Origin of the sequence: Stenotrophomonas cyclobalanopsidis, from assembly GCF_008710035.1 — a bacterium.
Taxonomy (GTDB): Bacteria; Pseudomonadota; Gammaproteobacteria; order Xanthomonadales; family Xanthomonadaceae; genus Stenotrophomonas; species Stenotrophomonas cyclobalanopsidis.
Map to the genome: position 1 here is coordinate 320,646 of NZ_VYKI01000001.1, position 21,358 is coordinate 342,003.

Annotated in this window: 22 protein-coding genes; 10 read left to right on the top strand and 12 right to left on the bottom strand. The window is 68.3% G+C overall.

Features of this window, described 5'->3' with window-relative positions; translation table 11 throughout:
* Positions 1–209: 209 nt before the first annotated feature.
* The 4 genes from FJU31_RS01320 to FJU31_RS01335 form a co-directional block, all read right to left on the bottom strand.
* Positions 210–947, bottom strand: a complete 738-nt coding sequence (locus FJU31_RS01320) for an endonuclease/exonuclease/phosphatase family protein (protein WP_174213557.1) — start codon at positions 945–947, stop codon at positions 210–212.
* A 53-nt stretch (positions 948–1,000) separates the two neighbouring features.
* A complete protein-coding gene (locus FJU31_RS01325; RefSeq protein ID WP_150453171.1) occupies positions 1,001–1,825 on the bottom strand; it encodes a thiol:disulfide interchange protein DsbA/DsbL in 825 nt (274 codons plus the stop codon).
* Between the two features lie 106 nt (positions 1,826–1,931).
* Positions 1,932–2,582: a thiol:disulfide interchange protein DsbA/DsbL gene (locus FJU31_RS01330; protein ID WP_150453172.1), complete on the bottom strand. Its 651-nt coding sequence runs from the start codon at positions 2,580–2,582 to the stop codon at positions 1,932–1,934.
* Positions 2,583–2,688: 106 nt separating this feature from the next.
* Positions 2,689–3,489, bottom strand: coding sequence for a c-type cytochrome (locus tag FJU31_RS01335; RefSeq protein ID WP_150453173.1), 801 nt, complete (start codon positions 3,487–3,489; stop codon positions 2,689–2,691).
* A 157-nt stretch (positions 3,490–3,646) separates the two neighbouring features.
* On the opposite strand from FJU31_RS01335, the gene yihA reads away from it, so the two are divergent.
* Positions 3,647–4,249 carry a ribosome biogenesis GTP-binding protein YihA/YsxC gene (yihA, locus tag FJU31_RS01340; RefSeq protein WP_079223317.1) on the top strand — a complete coding sequence of 201 codons (603 nt, stop codon included), beginning with the start codon at positions 3,647–3,649 and terminating at the stop codon, positions 4,247–4,249.
* A gap of 41 nt (positions 4,250–4,290) precedes the next feature.
* Here yihA and FJU31_RS01345 read toward each other — a convergent pair whose 3' ends face one another.
* The 3 genes from FJU31_RS01345 to FJU31_RS01360 all read right to left on the bottom strand — a co-directional run bounded on the left by FJU31_RS01345 (position 4,291) and on the right by FJU31_RS01360 (position 7,487).
* Positions 4,291–5,265, bottom strand: coding sequence for an MBL fold metallo-hydrolase (locus FJU31_RS01345; RefSeq protein ID WP_150453174.1), 975 nt, complete (start codon positions 5,263–5,265; stop codon positions 4,291–4,293).
* Positions 5,266–5,961: 696 nt separating this feature from the next.
* Positions 5,962–6,786, bottom strand: a complete 825-nt coding sequence (locus FJU31_RS01355) for a helix-turn-helix transcriptional regulator (RefSeq protein ID WP_150453175.1) — start codon at positions 6,784–6,786, stop codon at positions 5,962–5,964.
* Positions 6,783–7,487, bottom strand: a complete 705-nt coding sequence (locus FJU31_RS01360) for a VIT1/CCC1 transporter family protein (protein ID WP_150453176.1) — start codon at positions 7,485–7,487, stop codon at positions 6,783–6,785. Before FJU31_RS01360 ends, FJU31_RS01355 begins: the two co-directional genes overlap by 4 nt.
* Before the next feature lie 151 nt (positions 7,488–7,638).
* Here FJU31_RS01360 and FJU31_RS01365 point away from each other — a divergent pair, with 151 nt between their 5' ends.
* Positions 7,639–9,003, top strand: coding sequence for a glutamate--cysteine ligase (locus FJU31_RS01365; protein WP_150453177.1), 1,365 nt, complete (start codon positions 7,639–7,641; stop codon positions 9,001–9,003).
* Between the two features lie 98 nt (positions 9,004–9,101).
* Here the strand turns inward: FJU31_RS01365 and FJU31_RS01370 are convergent, their stop codons facing one another.
* Complete coding sequence (locus FJU31_RS01370; protein WP_150453178.1) at positions 9,102–10,154, bottom strand: NAD(P)-dependent alcohol dehydrogenase; 1,053 nt, start codon at positions 10,152–10,154, stop codon at positions 9,102–9,104.
* Positions 10,155–10,259: 105 nt separating this feature from the next.
* Between FJU31_RS01370 and FJU31_RS01375 the strand changes: the two genes are divergently transcribed.
* Positions 10,260–11,144: a LysR family transcriptional regulator gene (locus tag FJU31_RS01375; RefSeq protein WP_150453179.1), complete on the top strand. Its 885-nt coding sequence runs from the start codon at positions 10,260–10,262 to the stop codon at positions 11,142–11,144.
* 48 nt (positions 11,145–11,192) lie between these two features.
* On the opposite strand, the gene FJU31_RS01380 is transcribed toward FJU31_RS01375, so the two are convergent.
* Entirely contained in the window at positions 11,193–11,609 is a 417-nt protein-coding gene (locus FJU31_RS01380; RefSeq protein WP_150453180.1) for a VOC family protein, read from the bottom strand.
* Positions 11,610–11,844: 235 nt separating this feature from the next.
* On the opposite strand from FJU31_RS01380, the gene FJU31_RS01385 reads away from it, so the two are divergent.
* Positions 11,845–12,402: an SMI1/KNR4 family protein gene (locus FJU31_RS01385; RefSeq protein WP_246161179.1), complete on the top strand. Its 558-nt coding sequence runs from the start codon at positions 11,845–11,847 to the stop codon at positions 12,400–12,402.
* A 102-nt stretch (positions 12,403–12,504) separates the two neighbouring features.
* Here FJU31_RS01385 and FJU31_RS01390 read toward each other — a convergent pair whose 3' ends face one another.
* Positions 12,505–13,608 (bottom strand): alkene reductase, encoded by a 1,104-nt coding sequence (locus FJU31_RS01390; RefSeq protein ID WP_150453262.1) that lies wholly within the window; start codon positions 13,606–13,608, stop codon positions 12,505–12,507.
* A gap of 128 nt (positions 13,609–13,736) precedes the next feature.
* On the opposite strand from FJU31_RS01390, the gene FJU31_RS01395 reads away from it, so the two are divergent.
* From FJU31_RS01395 to fghA, 4 genes are all read left to right on the top strand, one after another.
* Complete coding sequence (locus FJU31_RS01395) at positions 13,737–14,645, top strand: LysR family transcriptional regulator (protein WP_150453181.1); 909 nt, start codon at positions 13,737–13,739, stop codon at positions 14,643–14,645.
* A gap of 81 nt (positions 14,646–14,726) precedes the next feature.
* On the top strand, positions 14,727–15,002 hold the full coding sequence (locus FJU31_RS01400; protein WP_079223297.1) for a metal/formaldehyde-sensitive transcriptional repressor: 276 nt from the start codon (positions 14,727–14,729) through the stop codon (positions 15,000–15,002).
* A gap of 59 nt (positions 15,003–15,061) precedes the next feature.
* Entirely contained in the window at positions 15,062–16,171 is a 1,110-nt protein-coding gene (locus tag FJU31_RS01405) for an S-(hydroxymethyl)glutathione dehydrogenase/class III alcohol dehydrogenase (RefSeq protein ID WP_150453182.1), read from the top strand.
* Positions 16,172–16,219: 48 nt separating this feature from the next.
* Complete coding sequence (gene fghA / locus FJU31_RS01410; protein WP_150453183.1) at positions 16,220–17,050, top strand: S-formylglutathione hydrolase; 831 nt, start codon at positions 16,220–16,222, stop codon at positions 17,048–17,050.
* Positions 17,051–17,170: 120 nt separating this feature from the next.
* Here fghA and FJU31_RS01415 read toward each other — a convergent pair whose 3' ends face one another.
* A complete protein-coding gene (locus FJU31_RS01415) occupies positions 17,171–18,034 on the bottom strand; it encodes a PA4780 family RIO1-like protein kinase (protein ID WP_150453184.1) in 864 nt (287 codons plus the stop codon).
* A gap of 191 nt (positions 18,035–18,225) precedes the next feature.
* Between FJU31_RS01415 and FJU31_RS01420 the strand changes: the two genes are divergently transcribed.
* Positions 18,226–19,671 (top strand): GGDEF domain-containing protein, encoded by a 1,446-nt coding sequence (locus FJU31_RS01420; RefSeq protein ID WP_150453185.1) that lies wholly within the window; start codon positions 18,226–18,228, stop codon positions 19,669–19,671.
* Positions 19,672–19,800: 129 nt separating this feature from the next.
* On the opposite strand, the gene FJU31_RS01425 is transcribed toward FJU31_RS01420, so the two are convergent.
* Positions 19,801–20,241: a universal stress protein gene (locus FJU31_RS01425; protein WP_150453186.1), complete on the bottom strand. Its 441-nt coding sequence runs from the start codon at positions 20,239–20,241 to the stop codon at positions 19,801–19,803.
* A 141-nt stretch (positions 20,242–20,382) separates the two neighbouring features.
* Here FJU31_RS01425 and FJU31_RS01430 point away from each other — a divergent pair, with 141 nt between their 5' ends.
* Positions 20,383–21,291: a LysR family transcriptional regulator gene (locus FJU31_RS01430; protein WP_150453187.1), complete on the top strand. Its 909-nt coding sequence runs from the start codon at positions 20,383–20,385 to the stop codon at positions 21,289–21,291.
* Positions 21,292–21,358: the final 67 nt, after the last annotated feature.

Consider the following 21,358-nt stretch of genomic DNA (forward strand, 5'->3'; position numbering starts at 1 on the left):
TTGTTGTTTCCGTCGTGCCGCGCCCCCCCTCCCCGCCCGCACACCCCCCCCCGCCCCCCCCCCCTCGACTCTACAACGGCAGGGGCAACAGCGGTCGAGCAGGCTCGACTCTACACAGCCGGTAGTAGCGCCAGCGCGATCCCGATATTGCTGCAGATGTTGGCGCTCCAGCGTCTGCAGCAGAATCGCACGCCCACCCGTTCGGTGGCTCAGCGCAGGGCTTCGGCCGGGACGTCGATGGCCATGGCCAGGGCCAGGTGGTCGGAGAACGCGGCCGGTACGGCCTCCACGCTGCGGGTCTGCAGACTGCTGCTGACCAGGATGTGGTCGATGGCCCGGTCCGGGCGCCAGCTGGGGAAGGTCGGCACCACGCAGCCCGGCGGCTGCAGCCGGGTCTTCTGGTACAGCACCTGCATTTCCGGGCGCTCGGCCAGGCAGTTGAAATCGCCCATCAGCACCGCGTTGGGATGGTCGGACAGCAGCTCGGCGATGAAGCCGAGCTGGGACATCCGCGAACCCGCACCCAGTGACAGGTGGGCCACCGCCACGGCCAGGCCGTCCTCGCCATCGCCGAACTTGGCCAGCAGCACGCCGCGCCCGCCGATGCGGCCAGGCAGGGCGTGGTCCTGTACTTCCACCGGTTCCAGCTTGCTCAGCAGGCCGTTGGCGCTGGACGCCACCCCGCCCATGCGCCGGTTCGGCTGGTGGCTCCAGTAATTGAAGCCGGCACGCTGGGCCAGGTAGTGGGTCTGGTTGGTGAAGCCCGACCGCAGGCTGCCCGGGTCGGCCTCCTGCAGGCCGACGATGTCATGGCCGCGCGCCAGGGTGGCGATCGCGTCCAGGCTGCTGCGCTTGCGTCCCGCCGGCAGCGCATGTGACCAGCTGCGGGTCACATAGTCGCTGTAGCGGCGGGTGCTGGAGCCGGCCTGGATATTGGCCGTCAGCAAGCGCAGGGTCCGTGTGGGGGGGGAAGTCACGGCCGGTAATGCTTTCTCTTGGATCAGTGAGCCTGGGCCGCTCCGCGTTCGCGGGCGATCAGGTGGTCGGCGATGCGCAGCATGTCCGGGAAGCTCTTGCCCTTCACCAGGTACTTGCCGTTGATGATGATCGACGGGGTGCCGCTGATCGCGCTGCGCTGGGCGAACTGCTTGGCCGAGTTGGTCTTGGCGTTCACCGCGAAGCTGCCCATGGTGGCGGCGAACTGCTTCGGATCCACGCCGTAGCCAGCGTAGAACTTGGCGATGTCGTCGACCGAGTCGGCGCCGCGCTCACCCTTCAGGGTCTGCTGCGAGTGGATGGCGGCGTACAGCGCTTCGTGGGTCTTCTCCTGCACGCCCAGGGTCTGAGCGGCGTAGAAGGCACGGGCGTAGTTGTCCCAAGTGCCGCCGAACATGGCCGGCACGTAGACGAAGTTCACGTCGCTCGGCAGGCCGGCCTTCCACGGGCCGACCAGCGGCTGGAAGGCGGCGCAGGCCGGGCAGACGTAGCCGAAGATCTCGACCACTTCGACCTTGCCGGCGGCCGGCTGGAACGGCTGGCCATTGCTGATCACCTGGTAGTCGCTGCCTTCCACCGGGGCCGGGCCGGTCAGCGCGGTGGTGGTCGGGGCCGGTGCGGCGGCCGGAGCGGCTTCGGTGGCGGCCGGGGCAGCGCCATCGGTGGCGGCAGCCGGCTCGGTGGCGGGGGCCGCGGCAGGCTCGGCGGCAGCCGGGGTGGCGGCCGCTTCAGCCGGGGCGGTGGTGTTGGTGGTGCCGTCGTCGGCCTTGCAGGCCGCCAGGATCGGCAGCAGGGCTGCAAGTGCGAAAGCAGCGATACGGGTCTTCATTGAAAGGTCTCCAGCATCTGGAAAGGTGGGGCCAGCGGCAGGCGCCGGCCAGGGGGAAATGATGACATGCGGCGGCGACAGCGCCGTGTCGATGGTCGGGATTGGTTCAGCGGCCGCCGCGGGCGCGGGCTTCGGAGATCAGCTTGGACGCGACGCGCAGCTGGTCGTCAAAGCTGTTGCCACGGACCAGATACTGGCCGTTGATGATGATGGCCGGGGTGCCCGGCACCTGGGTGCGCTGGGCGAAAGCCCGGGCTTCGGCGACCTTCTTCTGCACCGCATCGCCACGCAGGGCCTGCTTGTAGCGGTCGGCGCTCACGCCATAGGCGGTATAGAAGGTGGCGAGCTCATCGGCCGAGACGTTCTGCATCGGCAGCGAGCCGTCCTCGTGCAGGGCCTTGAACACGGCGGCGTGGCTGCGCTTGGCAACGCCCACTTCATCGGCCGCGTAATAGGCCAGGGCCCAGGCATCCCAGGCACCGCCGAAGGCAGCCGGGACCGGGGTGAAGCGCACGTCGGCCGGCAGCTTGGCGGCCCAGGCTTCCAGCTGCGGCTCGAAGTGGGCGCAGTGTGGGCAGGTGTAGCCGAACACTTCAACGACTTCGATCTTGCCGGCCAGCGGCTGGAACGGGCCGGACTTGGCGATGCGCTCGTAGTCTTTGCCTTCAACCAGCGGGGCATTGGCGGGGGTGGCGGCGCAGGCGGCCAGCGGCAGCATCACCAGCAGGGACAGCAGAAGGCGGGGAATCAACCTCATCGACACGCATCTCCATTGAAAATAACAACGCCGGCGCAGCCGCCGGCGTGAAGGAAACATACCGCAGCCGCGGGCCGCCGTGGCGACCCGGGCCGACCAGTGGCGGTCAGGGGGCGGCGGCCGGTTGCGTGGCGCTGGCCTCGGCGACGATGTCATCGGCCTTGTTGTGCAGGCCCTGCAGGTAGCTGGAGAGCGCCTGGACTTCCTGCTCGCTCAGCTTCTGGGCGACGGCGGCCATGATCTGGAAATGCGCCTTGTCGGTCTCGTTGGTCTGCCCGGCCTGGTATTCCTGCAGGCGGCGGGCGACATAGCTGGCGTGCTGGCCGCCGATGTGCGGGTAGGCCGGGCCGGGGTTGCCGGCGCCGCTGGGGCCGTGGCAGGCCATGCAGGCCGGCAGGCCGCGCGTGGCGTCGCCGCCGCGGTACAGCTGCTGGCCGATCTCGTAGAACTTCATGCCCTTGTAGGGGCCGTCGGCCACGGCGCTATCGTCGGCGATGCCGGCGGTGGCCTTCTGGGTGGCGAAGAACGCGCCGATATCGCGCATGTCCTGCGGGCTGAGGTTCTGCACGAAGGGCACCATCGCCACCGCCGCACCGGAACTGCGCTGGCCGTTGGCGATCAGGGCCATCTGCTGGGCCACGTAGCGTTCGCTCTGGCCGGCGATGGACGGGTACATCTCCACCGTGGAATTGCCGTCCGCCCCATGGCAGGCCGCGCAGGCCGAGGCCTTGGTCTGGCCGGCCTTGGCGTCGCCCCAGGTGGTCTTGCTGAAATCCACTTCCAGCGAGGCGGTGCGGATCGGCCCGTTGTCGGGCAGCGGGGTCAGCGTGGTCTGCGCGAACGCAGCGGCGGCAACGACAACGGCGGTGGCAAGAGCGGATACGGCAAGAACGCGAGCGTGGCGCATGCTAAAGCTCCGTATGGACCGGGCCGGGGCGTGGCCGCCGGCATCGCCCGGATTATCAACGCCGTTTCCGCGCACGGTCAACGCAGCAGTGCAGCATTTTCCCGGCCAGCGGCGCCGGGAACGGGCGCGCGGCGCCGCAACATGCGATCCTAGGCACATGTCATTGCTCATCGAACGCGCCCGTTACCACCTCTCGGCCCACAACGTGCGGCAGCTGCCGCCCGATGAAGGGGCCGAAGTGGCTTTCGCCGGCCGCTCCAACGCCGGCAAGTCCAGCGCCCTCAACGCGCTGACCCGGCAGAACTCCCTGGCCCGCGTGTCCAAGACCCCCGGCCGCACCCAGCAGCTGGTGTTCTTCCAGATCACCCCGGAAGCCCACCTGGTCGACCTGCCCGGTTACGGCTACGCCAAGGTGCCGCTGGACCTGCAGGCGCACTGGCAGGCCTTCATTGACCGGTATTTCCGCACCCGCGAAGCGCTCAAGGGCCTGGTGGTGGTGATGGACATCCGCCACCCGCTGAAGGACTACGACCGGCAGATGCTGTCCTACGCCGTGCAGCGTGGCATGCCCGCGCACGCGCTGCTGACCAAGGCCGACAAGCTCAGCCGCAGCCAGCAGATGCAGACCCTGCAGAAGGTGCGCAAGGAGCTGCACTCGGCCTACGGCGACAGCGTCAGCGTGCAGGTGTTCTCCGGTGAGGACCGCACCGGCGTGGACGAAGCCCGCGGTGTGATCGGCGGCTGGCTGGGGCTGGCGTAAGGCGTCTCCGCTGCGCTCGCCGGGCCATGCCCGGCGACCTTTCATTTCAACGGCGAATACTCCGCCGGCACCCACGCATAGGCCTCGCCCTCGCGGCGCACATGGCCCAGGCCGGGGAACGGCAGGTGCGCACCGGCCACCCACCAGCCCTTGGCGGTGGCCTGCTCAAGCAGCCCGCGACGGCTGGCGATGGCGGCTTTGCGGTCGGCATCGGCCTCGAAGGCCGCTTCCGGGTGCGCGAACTGCACCGCGTGGAAGTGCAGCACATCCCCCCACACCAGCAATGACTGACCCTGGCTGTCGAACCGGTAGGAGACATGGCCGGGGGTATGGCCGTGGCTGTCCATCGCGACCGCCCCGCCGGGCAGGGCATCGCCGGGCTGGAAGGTGCGCAGGTGACCGCTGGCCTGATACGGCGCCACCGCGTTGCGGGCCAATGGGAAGGCGAAACGCACGCCCTCCGGCGCACCGGCTTCGCTGGCCGGGTCCAGCCAGTAGTCCGCATCGGCCCTGGACAGCCACACGGTGGCATTGGGATAGGCGGGCTGGCCCTGCGCATCCAGCACGCCGCACAGGTGGTCCGGGTGGGCGTGGGTGAGCAGCACGTCGTCCACCTCGGCCGGGTCCACGCCAGCCGCGCGCAGGTTGCCCAGCACCTGGCCCAGGCCGGGACCGAAGCACTGCGCGGTCCCGGTGTCGACCAGGGTGAGGTGGTTGCCCTGGCGGACCAGGAAGGCGTTGACCGCGGTCTGCAGGCCTTTGCTGTCTTCGGGTACATAGCGGCCATCGAGCAGGCGGGTGACCAGGGTGGGCGCGACACCAACCACTTCCTGGCGGCCCAGCGCGACCACGCCATCGAACAGGGCGGTGACCTGCAGGGCGCCGACGCGCTGGTGGTAGACGCCCGGCACCTGTTGGGCGGGGGGCGGCGAGGTGGCTTCGGCCAGGGCAGCCAGCGGCAGGGAGGACAGTGCCAGCAGCAGCGCGGCGTGCAGGGGCAGGTGATGGAGGTTCATGAGGGACTCGGCAAGGCGGGGGATTCCGTTGCCGTGCAGCGTGCCGGGTGGCGCGCGCGCGATGCGCTCAAACCACTGCGTGGAATGCTCAGAGGGGGTGTGTGCGGCAGGGCTTGCAGCCCTGCACCCGCAGAAGCAACGTCAACTGCCGAAGCAACGGCAGAAGCTGGTCTCCTGAGGGTAGGCGGGGTGGGTCCGGTTGAGGGGGACGCTGCAAGTACGTCCATGTAGGCTTGGTCGCGGCATCAATGCCGCTCACACCCCCTCAACCGGACCCACCCCGCCTTCGACAGTTTCCCGCGGCTGTTGGTGCCAGCTGCAATTGGTGGGTGCCGACCGTTGGTCGGCACGGGGTCGGATATCGATGACTGACAGATGTGTCGACCAAGGTCGACACCTACCAACCGCCTGTGGCAGTAGATCCACGCCATGCGTGGATGAATTCATTCGATATCCAACAGATGTGCCGACCAACGGTCGGCACCCACCATCAGCCGCCGGCCAACTGTCGAAGGCGGGGCACTGTGGGTTTGCGGGGTGTGAGCCGCATGGATGCGGCGACCAAGGCTACATGGACGTACTTGCGCCGTCCCCGCACACCCACAGTGCCCCGCCATCCCACGGAATGCCGCTCTGGCTTTTGACGTTGCCGTTGATTGAAGCAGGTGCAGGGCTGCAAGCCCTGCCGACCCCACCCTAGATGTCTGTCGGAGCCAGCCCGTACTGCTCGGCAAAGCGCTTGCTGAAACTCGCCGTCGAGCGATACCCCGCGCGGGCGGCCACTGTCTTCAGCGGTAGATCGGTCGTGTACAGCAGCGTCATGCCGTGGGCCAGCCGCGCTTCGGTCAGCAACTGGCGCAGGCTGGTGCGTTCGGCGGCGAGGCGCCGGCGCAGGGTCGCGCCGCTCAGCGCGAACTGGTCTTCCACATCGCGCGACTGCCAATTGCGCGCGGGATCGATGGCGATGCGGTCGCGGATCTGTTCGCCCAGCGTGGGCGCCTGCGGCAGCAGCAGGTTGCCGTGTCCCTTGCGGCACCACGACAGTACCAGGCTGGCCAGAGCCAAGCGTGCTTCGCTGTAGTGGCCGTCCTGCAGGTGATGCCGCCACTGCCGCAGCAGCGTGCCATGGTCGTGGAGGGCCAGCCGCGCCACGCTGGCACCAGGCGATGGCAGCGGTTCGTTCCACAGCGTGCGGGCGGCGGTCAGGGCCTCGGCACACAGCGGCACGATGGCGCTCAGATAGCGCCCAGTGCGTGGGTCGGGCGTGTTCACCACATCAATGCGGCAGCGCTGGGTAACCAGCAGGATGTCGCCGGGCACGTAGTCCAGCGCCTGGTGCGCGGTGCGCACCTGCTTGCGACCTTCCAGCAGGATGGCGAACTGCGGCTGCGGTATCTCCACCGAACTGGCCCCGTGCTCGCGACGCGCGGTGATGCAGGCATAGCCTTCGGCACGGTCGCAGCCGGCCAAGCTGGCCATCTCGGCCAGCAGGGCAATGTCAGGGGGCGGCATCGTGGTCATGACAAGTGGGCTCCCAGCAATTTGCCGATGCCCGCGGCGGCGGCCATCGCCAGCGCGCCCCAGAACATCACCCGCACCGCGCCGCGCACCGGCGGCGCGCCACCGGCACGGGCGGCCATCGCGCCGGTCAGGCACAGGCCGATCAGGGTGCTGGCGGTGGTGGCCACGGTGACCTTCTCCGCGCTGGCGAACAGGGCGGTCAGCACCGGCAGTGCGGCGCCGCAGGTAAACGCACCGGCCGAGGCGAGCGCGGCCTGCAGCGGGCGTGCGCGCAGGGTGTCGGTGATGCCGAGTTCGTCGCGCGCGTGCGCGCCCAGCGCGTCGAGTGCGGTCAGCTGTTCGGCCACCTGCCGGGCCAGTGCCGGCTCCAAGCCGCGATGGCGGTAGATCGCGGTCAGCTCGTCCAGTTCGCTGTGCGGGTCTTCGTGCAGTTCGCGCATTTCCACGGCCAGGTCGGCCGCCTCGGTGTCGGCCTGGGTCTGCACGGAAACGTATTCTCCAGCGGCCATCGACATCGCGCCGGCCACGGTGCCGGCCACGCCGGTGGCCAGGATCGTGCTGGCCGAGGCACCGCTGGCGGCCACGCCGACCACCAGGCCGGCGACCGAGACGATGCCATCGTTGGCCCCCAGTACGGCGGCGCGCAGCCAGCCGACGCGGTCGGCGCGGTGCAGTTCCGGATGTCGTGAATGGCGGCTCATGGCCTGAGTGTACGGGGGTCAAGAGGTCGTCGGTAGGATGCTGAAACCCGTCACCGTCGCATGCTGCGAAGGGCCGCCACGCTATAGTGCGCCCTTGCGATGGAAGGCTCCCAGCCCCACATCCCCTGCCACTGTCCAGCGAGTCCTCCCCTTGTCGAGCCCCAGCCACGTCGCCGATACGCCCATTACCGACCGCTCGGAGCTGGTCGAGGTGCTTGCCTCCGGCGAAAAGCCCCGTGCGCAGTGGCGCATCGGTACCGAGCACGAGAAGTTCGGGTTCCGCCTGGATGACCTGCGTCCGCCGACCTTCGAGGGCGAGCGTGGCATCGAAGCCCTGCTCAACGGCCTGACCCGCTTCGGCTGGGAGCCGGTGCAGGAGAACGGCAACACCATCGCCCTGCTGCGTGACAACGCCTCGGTGACGCTGGAACCGGCCGGCCAGCTGGAACTGTCCGGCGCGGCGCTGGAAACCATCCACCAGACCTGCGTGGAAACCGGCACCCACTTGAACGAAGTGGCGCAGGTGGCCGGCGAACTGCAGCTCGGCTTCCTCGGCATGGGCTTCCAGCCGAAGTGGCGCCGCGATGAAATGCCGTGGATGCCCAAGGGCCGCTACAGGATCATGCGTTCGTACATGCCCAAGGTCGGTTCGCTCGGCCTGGACATGATGACCCGCACTTCCACCGTGCAGGTCAACCTGGATTACGCCACCGAAGCGGACATGGTGAAGAAGTTCCGCGTGTCGCTGGCGCTGCAGCCGATCGCCACCGCGCTGTTCGCCGATTCGCCGTTCACCGAAGGCAAGCCGAATGGCTACCTGAGCTACCGCTCGCACATCTGGACCGACACCGACGCCGACCGTACCGGCATGCTCGACTTCGTGTTCGAGGAGGGCTTCGGCTACGAGCGCTATGTCGATTACCTGCTCGACGTGCCGATGTACTTCTCCTACCGCGATGGCATCTACCACGACGCCAGCGGGCAGAGCTTCCGCGATTTCATGCAGGGCAAGCTGCCGGTGCTGCCGGGTGCGCTGCCCACGCTGCGCGACTGGTCGGACCACATGACCACCGCCTTCCCGGAAGTGCGCCTGAAGAAGTACCTGGAAATGCGCGGTGCCGACGGTGGCCCGTGGAGCCGCCTGTGTGCGCTGCCGGCGTTCTGGGTGGGCCTGCTGTACGACGACACCGCGCTGGATGCCGCCTGGGACCTGGTGCGCGACTTCAGCCTGGCCGAGCGCCACGCGCTGCGCGACGGCGTGCCGAAGTACGCGATGGGCCTGCCGTTCCGCAACGGCACCGTGCGCGACCTGGCCCGCGAAGCGGTGAAGATTTCCGTGGAAGGCCTCAAGCGCCGTGGTGCGCGCAATGCCGATGGCCAGGACGAAAGCAAGTTCCTGGACGTGCTGCAGGAGATCGTCGAATCCGGCCTGACCCCGGCTGAGCGCAAGCTGGCGCTGTTCCATGGGCGATGGCATGGCGACGTCGATCCGGTGTTCCGCGAGTTCGCGTACTGAGAACGCGCCCGCCGGGCATGGCCCGGCGCTACCTGCCAGGGTTCGGTAGCGCCGGGCCATGCCCGGCGGGTGTTGCGCGCAGAAGATCTGCGTAACGATCAGGCCTTGATGGTGGCCATGTCGATCACGAAGCGGTAGCGCACATCGTTCTTCGCCATGCGCTCCCAGGCCTGGTTCACGTCCTTGATGTTGATCACTTCAACATCGCTGACGATGCCGTGCTCGGCGCAGAAGTCCATCATTTCCTGGGTTTCGGCCATGCCGCCGATGGCCGAGCCGGTGACGTGCTTGCGGCCGAAGATGACCGTGCCACCCATCAGCGGCGGGTCCAGTTCGGTGATGACGCCGACCAGGCACATGGTGGCATCGCGCTTGAGCAGGCTCATGTACGGATTGGTGTCATGGCTGACCGGCACCGTGTTGAGCAGGAAGTCGAAGCTGTTGGCGTGGGCCTTCATCTGCTCCGCGTCGCGCGAGACCAGCACTTCGTCGGCACCCAGACGCTTGGCGTCGGCACCCTTTTCCGGGGTGGTGGTGATCATCACCACGGTGGCGCCCATCGCCTTGGCGAACTTCACGCCCATGTGGCCGAGGCCACCCAGGCCGATCACGCCCACCTTCTGGCCCGGGCCGACCTTCCAGTGGCGCAGCGGCGAGTAGGTGGTGATGCCGGCGCACAGCAGCGGCGCGGCGGCCTTCAGGTCCAGCTTTTCAGAGACCTTCACCACGAAGCGCTGCTCGACCACGATGTGGTCGGAGTAACCGCCCATGGTCAGCTCGCCGGTGTTCCGGTCGTGGCTGTTGTAGGTGTAGGTCGGGCCCTTTTCGCAGTACTGCTCCAGGTCGTGGTCGCAGGCATCGCAGTGGCGGCAGGAATCAACCATGCAGCCGACGCCGGCGAAATCGCCGACCTTCAGGGTGGTGACGGACGGGCCGACTTCGACCACGCGGCCGATGATCTCGTGGCCCGGCACCATCGGGTACTCGGCGCCGCCCCAGTCGTCGCGGGCCTGGTGCAGGTCGGAATGGCAGATGCCGCTGTACAGCACTTCGATGCGGATGTCGTTGGAGCCGACGGCGCGACGTTCGAAGGTGAAGGGCTCGAGCGGGGCGGTGTTGGTACGTACCGCATAACCATGGGCGAGGGACATGGGGGAATCCTTGGCGGGGTTTGTCGAAAGGCGCTTTACAATACGCCCCTCGTACCGGGCTACAAAGCCCGGATATCGGCATGATTCATCAAGGCAGACTGCACAATGGCCTCTGACAATCTCTCCCACCTGGCCGCCTTCGCCGCCGTGGCCCGCCACCGCAGCTTCCGCAAGGCCGGTGGCGAGCTGACCCTGTCGACCTCGGCGGTGAGCTATGCGGTCCGCGCGCTGGAGGAGCGGCTGGGCGTGGGCCTGTTCCACCGGACCACCCGTAGCGTGGCCCTGACCGAGGCCGGGCAACGCCTGCTGGACCGGCTGCAGCCGGCGCTGGGCCAGGTGCACGACGCGCTGGAAGAGATGAACAAGTTCAGGGACAGCCCGACCGGCCTGCTGCGCATCAACGCGGCGCGTGCGGCGGTGCCGACCCAGCTCGGTCCGCGGCTGACCCGCTTCCTGCGCGCGCACCCGGATGTGCGGCTGGAGCTGACCGAGAACGATGGACTGGTCGACATCGTCGCCGACGGCTTCGATGCCGGCGTGCGCCTGCACGAGTTCGTACCCGAGGACATGGTGGCGGTGCCGCTGGGGCCGGCGCTGCACGGCATGATCGTAGCCTCGCCGGAGTACCTGCGGCGGCACCCGGCGCCGCAGCACCCGCGCGACCTGCTGCAGCACGAATGCATCCGCTTCCGTTTCGCGAGTGGGCACCTGTACAAGTGGCAGTTCGATCGCGATGGGCAGTCGCTGGAGATCGACGTGCGCGGTCGGCTGACGCTGAGCGAGCAGACCACCATCATGCGCGCGGTGCTTGATGGATTCGGCCTGGCCTACGTGCTGGAAGATGCCGCGCGCCCGCATCTCGAGGCCGGGACGATGGTGGCGGTGCTGCAGGACTGGAGTGAACCGTTTCCCGGCTTCGTACTGTATTACCCGAAGCAGCGGCAGATGGCGTCGGCGCTGCGCGCCTTCGTGGATATGTTGCGGGAGTGAGGCGGGATGCAGTGCCGACCAACGGTCGGCACCCGCCTGCGTGGCCAATCACTCCACCAGCGCGTCATACCCGAGGCCGACGAACTGGATCAGGCAGAACCCATGCCCGAACGGATCGGCCAGCGCCGCCAGCCGTCCCCAGCGGTGTTCACTCACCGGCAGTTCGATGACCGCGCCGGCGGCCACCGCGCGTGACAGCGCGACGCTGATGTCTTCCACCACCCAGTCCAGGTGCAGCGGCGTCCAGTGCCGCTCGTAATCGCGCACGTCGCCCTCGTCGGTGGCCACGCTGCCCGCATCACTCTGCAGCAGGTACAGCGGGGTGGGACCACCGAGCAGTTCAAGCGCGCCGGTCCCCAGCCGGCGGCCGACGCGCAGGCCGAAGGCTGAAACGTAGAACGCTTCGGCAGCGGCCAGGTCGGGCACATCGATGTTGACGATGAAGGTGCGGGCGGGGGAGTCCATGGCAGGGATCTGCGGCGGCCGGTTGCGTGCAGTCTGGACCTGCCGCAGCGGGCTGCCGGTTCATCTGTCGGCGGGATTCAGGCAAGGTAGGCGACTGCTTTCGACAGGGACCTCCATGAGCACGCTTTCCGATATCGAACAGGCCACCGGGCAGGCCTTTCCGCCGTTGTTTCATCAGATCGCCGCCGAAGGGCGCGGCGACTGAGGGGCACTGGGCAACCCGTGGTTCCGCGAAGTGTTTCCCCCCCTGCTGGCGAAGCCGCCGCTGCTGCTGCACGCCAACGAGTTCGAGCCGATCGAACAGGGCGAACTGCGCGAAGCCTGGGAAGACCTGACCGCCGAGGACCACTACAACCCGCTGCGCGAGGACCTGCAGCTGCTGCCGTTCGCACGCAGTGGTGCGGGCGATACCTACTGTTTCTGGACCAACGCGCCGGGGTTCGCCGAAGCGCCGGTGCTGCTGGTCTGGCACGACGACGACCGTGCCGACGTGCTGGCCGCCAACCTGCAGGACTTCCTGTTCCGCAAGATGGCCGAGGCGGTGGCGGAACTGGAAGCGGAGTACACGACGCTGGTCGAAGGCGATCTGGCCGCCAACCTGCAGGCCTGGCTGGGCAGCCACCGCGGCTGGCTGCGCGCCGACCAGCTGGCGGCGCTGGAGGCGTTGTTTGCCCGCACCGATGACATCGCCGCACGGCGGATCACCGAAGAGGAAGCGCAGGCGCTGGTGAAGCAGGTGATCGGCTTCCCGCGGCTGGACGAGTCGTTCGCCTACGTGCGCGAGGGCGCTTGAAGGCAGGGGTCGGATCCGCGCGCAGCGCGGCTCTGACCCCTTCTTCGCCGAACCAGGGGTCAGAGCCCTTTCCGTTGGAAAGGGATCCGACCCCATGCTCGATCAGCTTGCCGCCGGGTAATCCAGATAACCCTCGCGGCCACCACCGTAGTAGGTGTCGCGATCCGGCGCGGCCAGTGCGATGTCCTGCTGCAGGCGCTCGACCAGATCCGGGTTGGCGATGAACGGCTGGCCGAAGGCGGCGATGTCGATCGTGCCTTCGTCGACCAGGCGCAGGGCGTACTCGCGGGTCATGCCGCCGGCCAGCAGCACGGTGCCGCCGTAGGCCTGCTTGAAGGCCTTCAGGAAGTCTTCGCCGATGGCGCGCTCGCCGCGCAGGTAGTTGTCATTCAGATGCACATAGGCCAGCCCGCGCTTGCCCAGTTCTTCGGCCAGGTACAGGTAGCTGGCTTCGTTCTCGGCATACGCCGGCATATCGAAGACCTGGCTGTTCGGTGCCAGGCGCACGCCGACGCGGTGCGCGCCGATGCTTGCGGCCATCGCATCCACGGTGTCCAGGATCAGCCGTGCGCGGTTGTGCAGCGAGCCACCGTACATATCCTGGCGATCGTTGGTGAGTGGGTTGAGGAACTGCTCGAACAGGTAGCCGTTGGCGGCGTGCAGTTCGATGCCGTCGAAGCCTGCGGCAATGGCATTTTCCGCGCCACGCACGAAGTCGTTGACGATGCCCGGCACTTCATCAGTGCGCAGGGCGCGCGGCGGGGTCGGATCGACGCGGCCGCGGCTGCCGTCATCCAGGTACACGAAGGCGAAGTTGCGCGGGTCGCTGCCCACCGCACGCGTACCGGCGCTGACCGGCTGGCCACCGTCGGGCTGCAGCGAGCTGTGCGACATGCGGCCGACGTGCCACAGCTGGGCGAAGATCGTGCCCCGCGCGGCGTGCACCGCGTCGGTCACCCGCTTCCAGCCCGCCACCTGTTCGGCCGACCAGATGCCCGGCACGTCGATGTAGCCCTGGCCCTGCGCCGAAACCGGCGTGCCTTCACTGATGATCAGGCCGGCGCTGGCGCGCTGCCGGTAGTACTGCGCGGTCAGCTCGTTGGCCACGGCGCCCGGGTTGCGGGCACGGGTCATCGGCGCCATGGCGATGCGGTTGTGCAGCGGGGTTCCCGCCAGGTCGAAGGGGCGGAACAGCAGGTCGGTCATCTCGGTCATCTCGGTATGGGGGAGGGCGCCCGTGGCGCCATGCACACAGGATGGAGTTGACATCCAGGCACATAAAGAGCTTCGATTTCCCTCGTGCCGGGACATCGAGTCCCCAATGGAGACGGCAGATGCTGCCCGTGGAATCCTTGAATGGGCTGGTGACCTTCGTTACCACGGCGCGCGCCGGCACCTTCACCGAGGCGGCCGAGGCGCTGGGCATCTCGCGCTCGGCGGTGGGCAAGGCGATCGCCCGGCTGGAGGCGCGGCTGGGCGTGCGCCTGTTCCACCGCACCACCCGGCGCATCTCGCTGACCACCGACGGCGAGGCCTACTACGCCTCGTGCGCGGCCGCGCTGGATGAGATCTCCGCCGCCGAGGCGTGCCTGGGCTCGGCCGCGCACCTGCCCAGCGGACGCCTGCGCATTGACATGCCTTCATCCTTCGGGCGCCTGGTGGTGATGCCGGTGCTGCTGAAGCTGTGCCAGCAGTACCCCGACCTGCAGCTGACGGTGACCTTCACCGACCACTTCGTCGACCCGATCGAGGAAGGCATCGACCTGCTGATCCGCTTTGGTGGCCTGCAGCAGGCCGAGCACCTGGTGGCGCGCCGGCTAGGCAGCCAGCGCCTGGTCACCTGCGCCGCGCCGTCCTACCTGCAGGCGCACGGCGTGCCGCGCAGCGTGGACGAGCTGCGCCAGCACCGCAGCATCGTCGGCTACCGCCACGGCCAGCCGGTGGCCTGGCGGGTAGGTGTGGAGGGGGAGGCCGGCACCTTCATTCCGCAGGCCACCCACCAGCTCAACGATGGCGATGCGGTGATCGACGGTGCCATCGCCGGGCTCGGCATCTGCCAGATGCCGGTCTCGCTGGTCCGCCGGCACCTGCAGTCCGGTGCCCTGCAATCGGTGCTGGACGAGTGCATGCAGCGGCACATCGAGATCCACGCGCTGTGGCCGCCGACCCGCCACCTGCGGCCGAAAGTACGCTTCGTGGTGGATGAACTGACCCGGCTGGCCGCGGCGGGCGCGTTCGACTGAACGCCTTCGATCGCCCGCGGATTGAGCCCCGCCGTCGCCTGTGTATACTATCCCCCAGTATAGTTCCGCAGGTGGCCCGCCATGCCGCATTCCCCTGAAGAGAAGAAGAAGGTCCTGGCCCGCGTGCGCCGCATCCGCGGCCAGTGCGATGCGCTGGACCGCGCGCTGGAGGCCGGCGCCGACTGCGGGCCGGTGCTGCAGCAGATCGCGGCCATCCGTGGCGCGGTCAACGGCCTGATGTCCGAGGTGATGGAAGCCCACCTGCGCGAGGAATTCGGCCAGCCGGCCACTTCCGACGAACAACGTGCCGAACGCGTGCGCGAGATGAGCGGGCTGATCCGCTCATACCTGAAATAAACAACGGCGCAACATAGCGCCGCCCATCCTCTTACTGCCTGTCTTTTGGAGAGTCCGCCATGAAATCCCGTGCCGCCGTCGCCTTTGGTCCCGGCCAGCCGCTGCAGATCGTCGAGATCGACGTCGCCCCGCCGAAGGCCGGCGAAGTGCTGGTCAAGATCACCCACACCGGTGTCTGCCACACCGATGCGTTCACTCTGTCCGGCGATGATCCGGAAGGCCTGTTCCCGGTGGTGCTGGGCCATGAAGGCGCCGGCATCGTGGTGGAAGTGGGCGAAGGCGTGACCAGCGTCAAGCCGGGCGACCACGTGATTCCGCTGTACACCGCCGAGTGCGGCGAATGCCTGTTCTGCAAGAGCGGCAAGACCAACCTGTGCGTGTCGGTGCGTGCCACCCAGGGCAAGGGCGTGATGCCCGACGGCACCAGCCGCTTCAGCTACAACGGCGAGCCGATCTACCACTACATGGGCTGCTCGACCTTCAGCGAGTACACCGTGGTGGCCGAGGTGTCGCTGGCGAAGATCAATCCTGATGCAAACCCGGAACACGTCTGCCTGCTCGGCTGCGGCGTCACCACCGGCATCGGCGCGGTGCACAACACCGCCAAGGTGCAGGAAGGCGACAGCGTGGCCGTGTTCGGCCTCGGCGGCATCGGCCTGGCGGTCATCCAGGGTGCGCGCCAGGCCAAGGCCGGCCGCATCATCGCGGTCGACACCAACCCGTCCAAGTTCGAGCTGGCCCGCGAGTTCGGCGCCACCGACTGCATCAACCCGAAGGACTTCGACAAGCCGATCCAGCAGGTCATCGTTGAAATGACCACCTGGGGCGTGGACCACAGCTTCGAGTGCATCGGCAACACCAGCGTGATGCGTGCGGCGCTGGAATGCGCGCACCGTGGCTGGGGCCAGAGCGTGGTGATCGGCGTGGCCGGTGCCGGCCAGGAGATCTCCACCCGTCCGTTCCAGCTGGTCACCGGCCGCAAGTGGATGGGCACCGCCTTCGGCGGCGTGAAGGGCCGCAGCCAGCTGCCGGGCATGGTGGAAGACGCGATGAAGGGCGATATCGAACTGGCCCCGTTCGTCACCCACACCATGGACCTGGACAAGATCAACGAAGCCTTCGACCTGATGCATGAAGGCAAGTCGATCCGCTCGGTCGTCCACTTCTGAATCACGCCAGGCGGCAGGCCGCGTGCCTGCCGCCGCTGGGAGCACTCCATGGAACGCATCGAACATCGCGCCTGTTTCGGCGGCTGGCAGGACGTCTATCGCCATCACTCCACCACGCTGGGCTGCGACATGCAGTTCGCCGTGTACCTGCCGCCGGAGGCCGCCACGCAGACCCTGCCGGTGCTGTACTGGCTGAGCGGGCTGACCTGCACCGAGCAGAACGTCATCACCAAGGCCGGCGCGCAGCGCTACGCCGCCGAGCATGGCGTCATCCTGGTGGCGCCGGACACCAGCCCGCGCGGCGATGACGTGGCCGATGCCGAAGGCTACGACCTGGGCAAGGGCGCAGGCTTCTACCTCAACGCCACCGAGCAGCCGTGGGCGAAGCACTACCGCATGCACGACTACGTCGTGCACGAACTGCCGGCGCTGATCGAAGCGAACTTCCCGGCCAGCGATGCGCGGGCGATCAGTGGCCATTCGATGGGTGGGCACGGCGCGCTGGTGCTGGCGCTGCGCAACCCGGGCCGCTACCGCAGCGTGTCGGCGTTCTCGCCGATCGTGGCGCCGAGCCAGGTGCCGTGGGGCCAGAAAGCGTTCACTGCCTACCTGGGCAACAACCCGGACGAGTGGGCGCAATGGGATGCCACCGCGTTGGTGACCACCGCCAGCGAGCGCCTGCCGCTGCTGGTCGACCAGGGCGATGGCGATGAGTTCCTGCAGAACCAGCTGCAGCCCGAGCGCTTGCAGCAGGCCTGTGAGGCCGTCGGCCACCCGCTGACCCTGCGCCTGCAGCCGGGCTATGACCACAGCTACTACTTCATCGCCAGCTTCATCGGCGAGCACGTCGCCCATCACGCCCGAGCGCTGAAGGCCTGAGTTGTAGAGCCGAGCCCATGCTCGGCTGGCCTTCGGTAGCGTCGAGCTTGCTCGACTGGGCAGCAGAGCAGCCGAGCGTGGGCTCGGCTCTACGGAAGCAGCAGTCGAGCAGGCTCGACGCTACCGGTCGTCGTCTTCTTCCGCCGCTTCACGGCCCTGCTGGCGGATCAGGGCTTCTTCGCGGGCATCGTTGATGGCGTGGCGCACGCTGTCCAGGTCGATGGTGGATTCATCGTGCACGAAGGTGCCGGTGAGTTCGCTGTCCGGAAGCAGGCTGCCAGCCTCGAACAGTGCCCACATTTCTTCGCCATACCAGGTGTCCAGCAGTTCGGGTGCAAAGCGGCCCAGGTAGGCGGTGAGGTTGTTCACATCCCGCAGCAGCATGCTGCGCGCGGCGTTGTTGCCGCCGGCACTGACCACCTGCGGGAAATCGATCACCACCGGGCCATCGGGACCGACCAGCACGTTGTACGGCGACAGGTCGCCATGGATCAGGCCGCAGCACAGCATGCGCACCACCTGGCGGACCAGGGTCTGGTGGAACTGGCGGGCCTGCTCCGGTTCCAGCTCCACCTCGCCCAGGCGGGCGGCGGAGAAACCCTCGGCATCGGTGACCAGCTCCATCACCAGCACGCCGTGGTAGTAGCCGTACGGCTCGGGCACGCGCACGCCGGCATCGCGCAGCAGGTACAGCGCGTCCACCTCGGTGTTCTTCCAGGCCGCCTCCTGCTGCTTGCGGCCGTACTTGCTGGCCTTGCCCACCGCACGCGCCTCGCGGCTGCCGCGCACCTTGCGGCCTTCCTGGTACTGCACGCGCTGTTGGAAGCTGCGCTGGGCCATGTCCTTGTAGACCTTGGCGCAGCGCACTTCGTCGCCGCTGCGTACCACGTACACGGCCGCTTCCTTGCCGCTCTTGAGCGGGCGTAGTACTTCATCGATCACGCCGTCGTCGATCAGCGCGCGCAGTGCTTCGGGGGTTTTCACGGGTTCTCGGGGCCGGCGCGTAGGCGCTCGCTGGGATGCGGGGGATTTTCGCATTTACAGGCCGCGGCTGCCCAGCGGCTTCCAGGCGGCCCCCAAGAGCGCTGCGGATCGTTTTTCAAAGCGGATCACGCCGCAGTGGCCGCGGCCTGCGCTATGGTGCGCGCATACGGCTTTACGGACGGGGGGAGTGCATGCCGGTCGTGCTGGCGCTGCTGTACGTGCTGTGCCACGGGTTGGTCGTGGCGTTCTGGCCCGGGACGGCCGGTGGCGGGTCATTCGCCTTCCTGACCGCGGCACCGTTGCTGGCCGCGGCCGCCTGCCTGTGGCGGGCCCAGCGCGACCGTGCGGCGCTGGGCTGGCGTGCCATCGCGCTGGCCCTGCTGCTGTGGGCCGGTGGCATGGGCTTCAACATGGTCGATGCGCTCAGCGCCGGCCGCTCCAACATCACCCCCAGCGCCAGCCTGCTGCTGTACGTGCTGTACGGCGTGCCGCTGGTCTTCATCCTGGCCCGAACGCGCCGCGAGCGCTGGACCATCAGCCTTATCGACGGGCTGATGGCCGCCCTGCTGGGCGTGCTGTTCTTCGTGCACACCCAGTCCTTCGCCGACCGCATCGACACCGATGATCAGGCGATGGCCAACATGCAGCACATGTTCGACATCCAGAACCTGTGCATCGCTGCCTTCGCGGTGGTGCGCTGGCTGGCCGGCGACGTGCCCGAGCGTCGTGCGTTCTTCCGTGCACTGGCGCTGTATGCGCTGGGCTACCTGGTGGTGGCGTACTACATCAACCACTACACCGCCGAGCAGTCCTTTGGTACCTACAACGACCTGCTGATCGACGTGCCGTTCCTGCTGCTGGCGGGGGTGGCCCTGCGCCGTTCCCCGGTGCCGGGGCGGGTGCTGCACCCGCGCCTGTCGCGGCTGGTGCAGGCCGGTGGGCCGATGATCCTGCCGTTGCTGCTGCTGGTGGTCGGTACCCTGGTGGTGGACCACGCGCGGCCGCTGGCGGTGGCCGGGTTCGTGGTGGCCACGCTGGGCTTCGGCCTGCGCAGCACCCTGCTGCAGATCGACCTGCTGGAGCGCCAGGTCGGGCTGGACCAGCTGGCGCGGCAGGACGGCCTGACCGGCGTGGCCAACCGGCGGCAGTTCGACACCATGCTGCAGGCCGAGTGGAACCGTGCCCGCCGCAGCGGCACCCAGCTGGCGCTGCTGCTGGTGGACATCGACCACTTCAAGGCATTCAACGACCAGCACGGCCACCCGGCCGGCGATCGCTGCCTGCGCGCGGTAGCGGCGGTGCTGCAGGCCACCGCCGGACGTGCCGCCGACAGCGTGGCGCGCTATGGCGGCGAGGAATTCGCGGTGATCGTGCCGGGCAGTCAGCTGTCGGACGTGCTGGCGCTGGCCGAGCGGCTGCGCATGGCGGTGGAGGCACTGAGCCTGCCCGAAGGCCCGGTCAGCATCAGCATCGGCGTGGCCTACCTGCACCCGCCCGCCACGGCCAGCGCCGACCAGCTGCTGGCCGATGCCGATGCCGGGCTGTACGCCGCCAAGCGCGCCGGCCGCAACCAGGTGACCCTGCACGCACGGGTGCTGGACGACGAGAGCGGCGGGGAAGGCGTGATCGACTGCTGAGGCGGACGCAGGGCGGGTAGTTGCCAACCTTGGTTGGCAGCCTTTTTGCAAAAGCGCCAACCAAGGTTGGCATCTACCAGGGCCGGACACCGGTAGTTGCCAGCCTTGGTTGGCAGCCTTCTGGTCGGGTCAGCCGCCGCGCGTCTCCACCAGCACCGGGCACGGCGCGTGGTCCAGCGTCCACTGCGCCACCGAGCTGTCGAGCAGGCGCTGCAGCCGTGACAGGTGGCGATGGCCGATCACGATCAGGTCGGCGCCCAGCTCGCGCGCCTGGGTGCTGATCACCTCGGCGGGATCGCCCGCCGGCAGCAGCGGGCGGGCATCCACCCCACGTTCGCGCAGGTGTGCGATGGCGTCCTGCAGCAGGCCTTCGGCCTTCGCCCGCTGGCGCTCGGCGGCGGGGTACTCGCGGCGGTCAGCATCGCTGGCATCGGCGGGCAGGGCGAACTCCGGATCGATCACGCACAGCAGGTGGATGCGGCTGCGCGGTCCGGCGACGTGGGTGACCAGGTCCAGCAGGGTGTCGTGCTGGGGGCCGCCGTCGAGGGCGACCAGCAGGGTTGTGAACATTGGGGGGCTCCTTGGCAGGGGGAAATGGTCGCCCATGCCGCGCCGTTCACCCATGCCGTGCGGCGCAGGCAATACATGCACGGGATGCAATCGACTTTGACCAAGGGTGTCGTAGAGTCACTCCACTTGTTGGAGACTGCCATGCCCCTGCCTGACCTGAACCTGCTGCTCGCCCTGGACGTCCTGCTGGACGAAGGCAGCGTCGCCGGCGCGGCGAGGCGCATGAACCTCAGTGCCCCGGCCATGAGCCGCACACTCGGGCGGATCCGCGAGGCGCTCGGCGACCCGGTGGTGGTGCGGGCCGGCCGCGGGCTGGCGCCGACCCCGCGTGCGCTGGAGCTGCGCGAGCAGGTGCGCGATGTGATCGAGCAGGCGCACCGGGTGTTCCATGATGGCCGCGAAGTGGATATCCAGACCCTGGAGCACACCTTCAGCATCCGCGCCAACGATGTGTTCATCGGCAGCTACGGCGGTCGCCTGCGTGAGGTGTTTCGCCAGCAGGCGCCACGCTGCACGCTGCGCTTCATGCCTGAAGGCGATACCGACGATGATGCGATGGTGCAGGGCCGGATCGACCTGTTCATCAGCACCGCCGGCAAGCACACGCCGGAAACCAAGGTGCAGAACCTGTTCACCACGGCGCTGCTGGGTGCGGCGCGCGAGGATCATCCGCTGTTCGATGGGGACATCACCGCCGAGCGCTTTGCTGCCTGCGACCACATCGCCGTTTCGCGGCGCGGCATCGCCCGTGGGCCGATTGATGAGGAGCTGGCGCAGATGGGCCTGGCCCGACGGGTGGCGATGGTGATCCCCACCTTCCATGGCGCGATCTTCGCGGCGGCATCGTCGGATCTGGTGCTGCCGCAGATGCCGAGCGTCATGCTTGATCGCATCACCTACATGGGGCTGCCGCTGCGCATGTTCCCGCTGCCGGTAGCGGTGCGCACGGTGGCCCTGGTGCAGGCCTGGCACCCGCGCATGGACAACGACCCGGCACACCGCTGGCTGCGCCGCGCGATCAAGACGATGTGCGACGCGGACGCTGTGTAGAGTCGAGGGGTGGGGGAGTGTAACGCCCCCCGCCGGCCCGCGAACTAGACGGAGACCACCCGGGGGC

What these genes read in the sequence shown, in the direction of transcription:
- FJU31_RS01325 (WP_150453171.1), bottom strand. Translation starts at nt 1,825, where the DNA reads ATGAAGACCCGTATCGCTGCTTTCGCACTTGCAGCCCTGCTGCCGATC.
- FJU31_RS01330 (WP_150453172.1), bottom strand. Translation starts at nt 2,582, where the DNA reads ATGAGGTTGATTCCCCGCCTTCTGCTGTCCCTGCTGGTGATGCTGCCG.
- FJU31_RS01335 (WP_150453173.1), bottom strand. Translation starts at nt 3,489, where the DNA reads ATGCGCCACGCTCGCGTTCTTGCCGTATCCGCTCTTGCCACCGCCGTT.
- yihA (WP_079223317.1), top strand. Translation starts at nt 3,647, where the DNA reads ATGTCATTGCTCATCGAACGCGCCCGTTACCACCTCTCGGCCCACAAC.
- FJU31_RS01345 (WP_150453174.1), bottom strand. Translation starts at nt 5,265, where the DNA reads ATGAACCTCCATCACCTGCCCCTGCACGCCGCGCTGCTGCTGGCACTG.
- FJU31_RS01355 (WP_150453175.1), bottom strand. Translation starts at nt 6,786, where the DNA reads ATGACCACGATGCCGCCCCCTGACATTGCCCTGCTGGCCGAGATGGCC.
- FJU31_RS01360 (WP_150453176.1), bottom strand. Translation starts at nt 7,487, where the DNA reads ATGAGCCGCCATTCACGACATCCGGAACTGCACCGCGCCGACCGCGTC.
- FJU31_RS01370 (WP_150453178.1), bottom strand. Translation starts at nt 10,154, where the DNA reads ATGTCCCTCGCCCATGGTTATGCGGTACGTACCAACACCGCCCCGCTC.
- FJU31_RS01375 (WP_150453179.1), top strand. Translation starts at nt 10,260, where the DNA reads ATGGCCTCTGACAATCTCTCCCACCTGGCCGCCTTCGCCGCCGTGGCC.
- FJU31_RS01380 (WP_150453180.1), bottom strand. Translation starts at nt 11,609, where the DNA reads ATGGACTCCCCCGCCCGCACCTTCATCGTCAACATCGATGTGCCCGAC.
- FJU31_RS01390 (WP_150453262.1), bottom strand. Translation starts at nt 13,608, where the DNA reads ATGACCGACCTGCTGTTCCGCCCCTTCGACCTGGCGGGAACCCCGCTG.
- FJU31_RS01395 (WP_150453181.1), top strand. Translation starts at nt 13,737, where the DNA reads ATGCTGCCCGTGGAATCCTTGAATGGGCTGGTGACCTTCGTTACCACG.
- FJU31_RS01400 (WP_079223297.1), top strand. Translation starts at nt 14,727, where the DNA reads ATGCCGCATTCCCCTGAAGAGAAGAAGAAGGTCCTGGCCCGCGTGCGC.
- FJU31_RS01405 (WP_150453182.1), top strand. Translation starts at nt 15,062, where the DNA reads ATGAAATCCCGTGCCGCCGTCGCCTTTGGTCCCGGCCAGCCGCTGCAG.
- fghA (WP_150453183.1), top strand. Translation starts at nt 16,220, where the DNA reads ATGGAACGCATCGAACATCGCGCCTGTTTCGGCGGCTGGCAGGACGTC.
- FJU31_RS01420 (WP_150453185.1), top strand. Translation starts at nt 18,226, where the DNA reads ATGCCGGTCGTGCTGGCGCTGCTGTACGTGCTGTGCCACGGGTTGGTC.
- FJU31_RS01425 (WP_150453186.1), bottom strand. Translation starts at nt 20,241, where the DNA reads ATGTTCACAACCCTGCTGGTCGCCCTCGACGGCGGCCCCCAGCACGAC.
- FJU31_RS01430 (WP_150453187.1), top strand. Translation starts at nt 20,383, where the DNA reads ATGCCCCTGCCTGACCTGAACCTGCTGCTCGCCCTGGACGTCCTGCTG.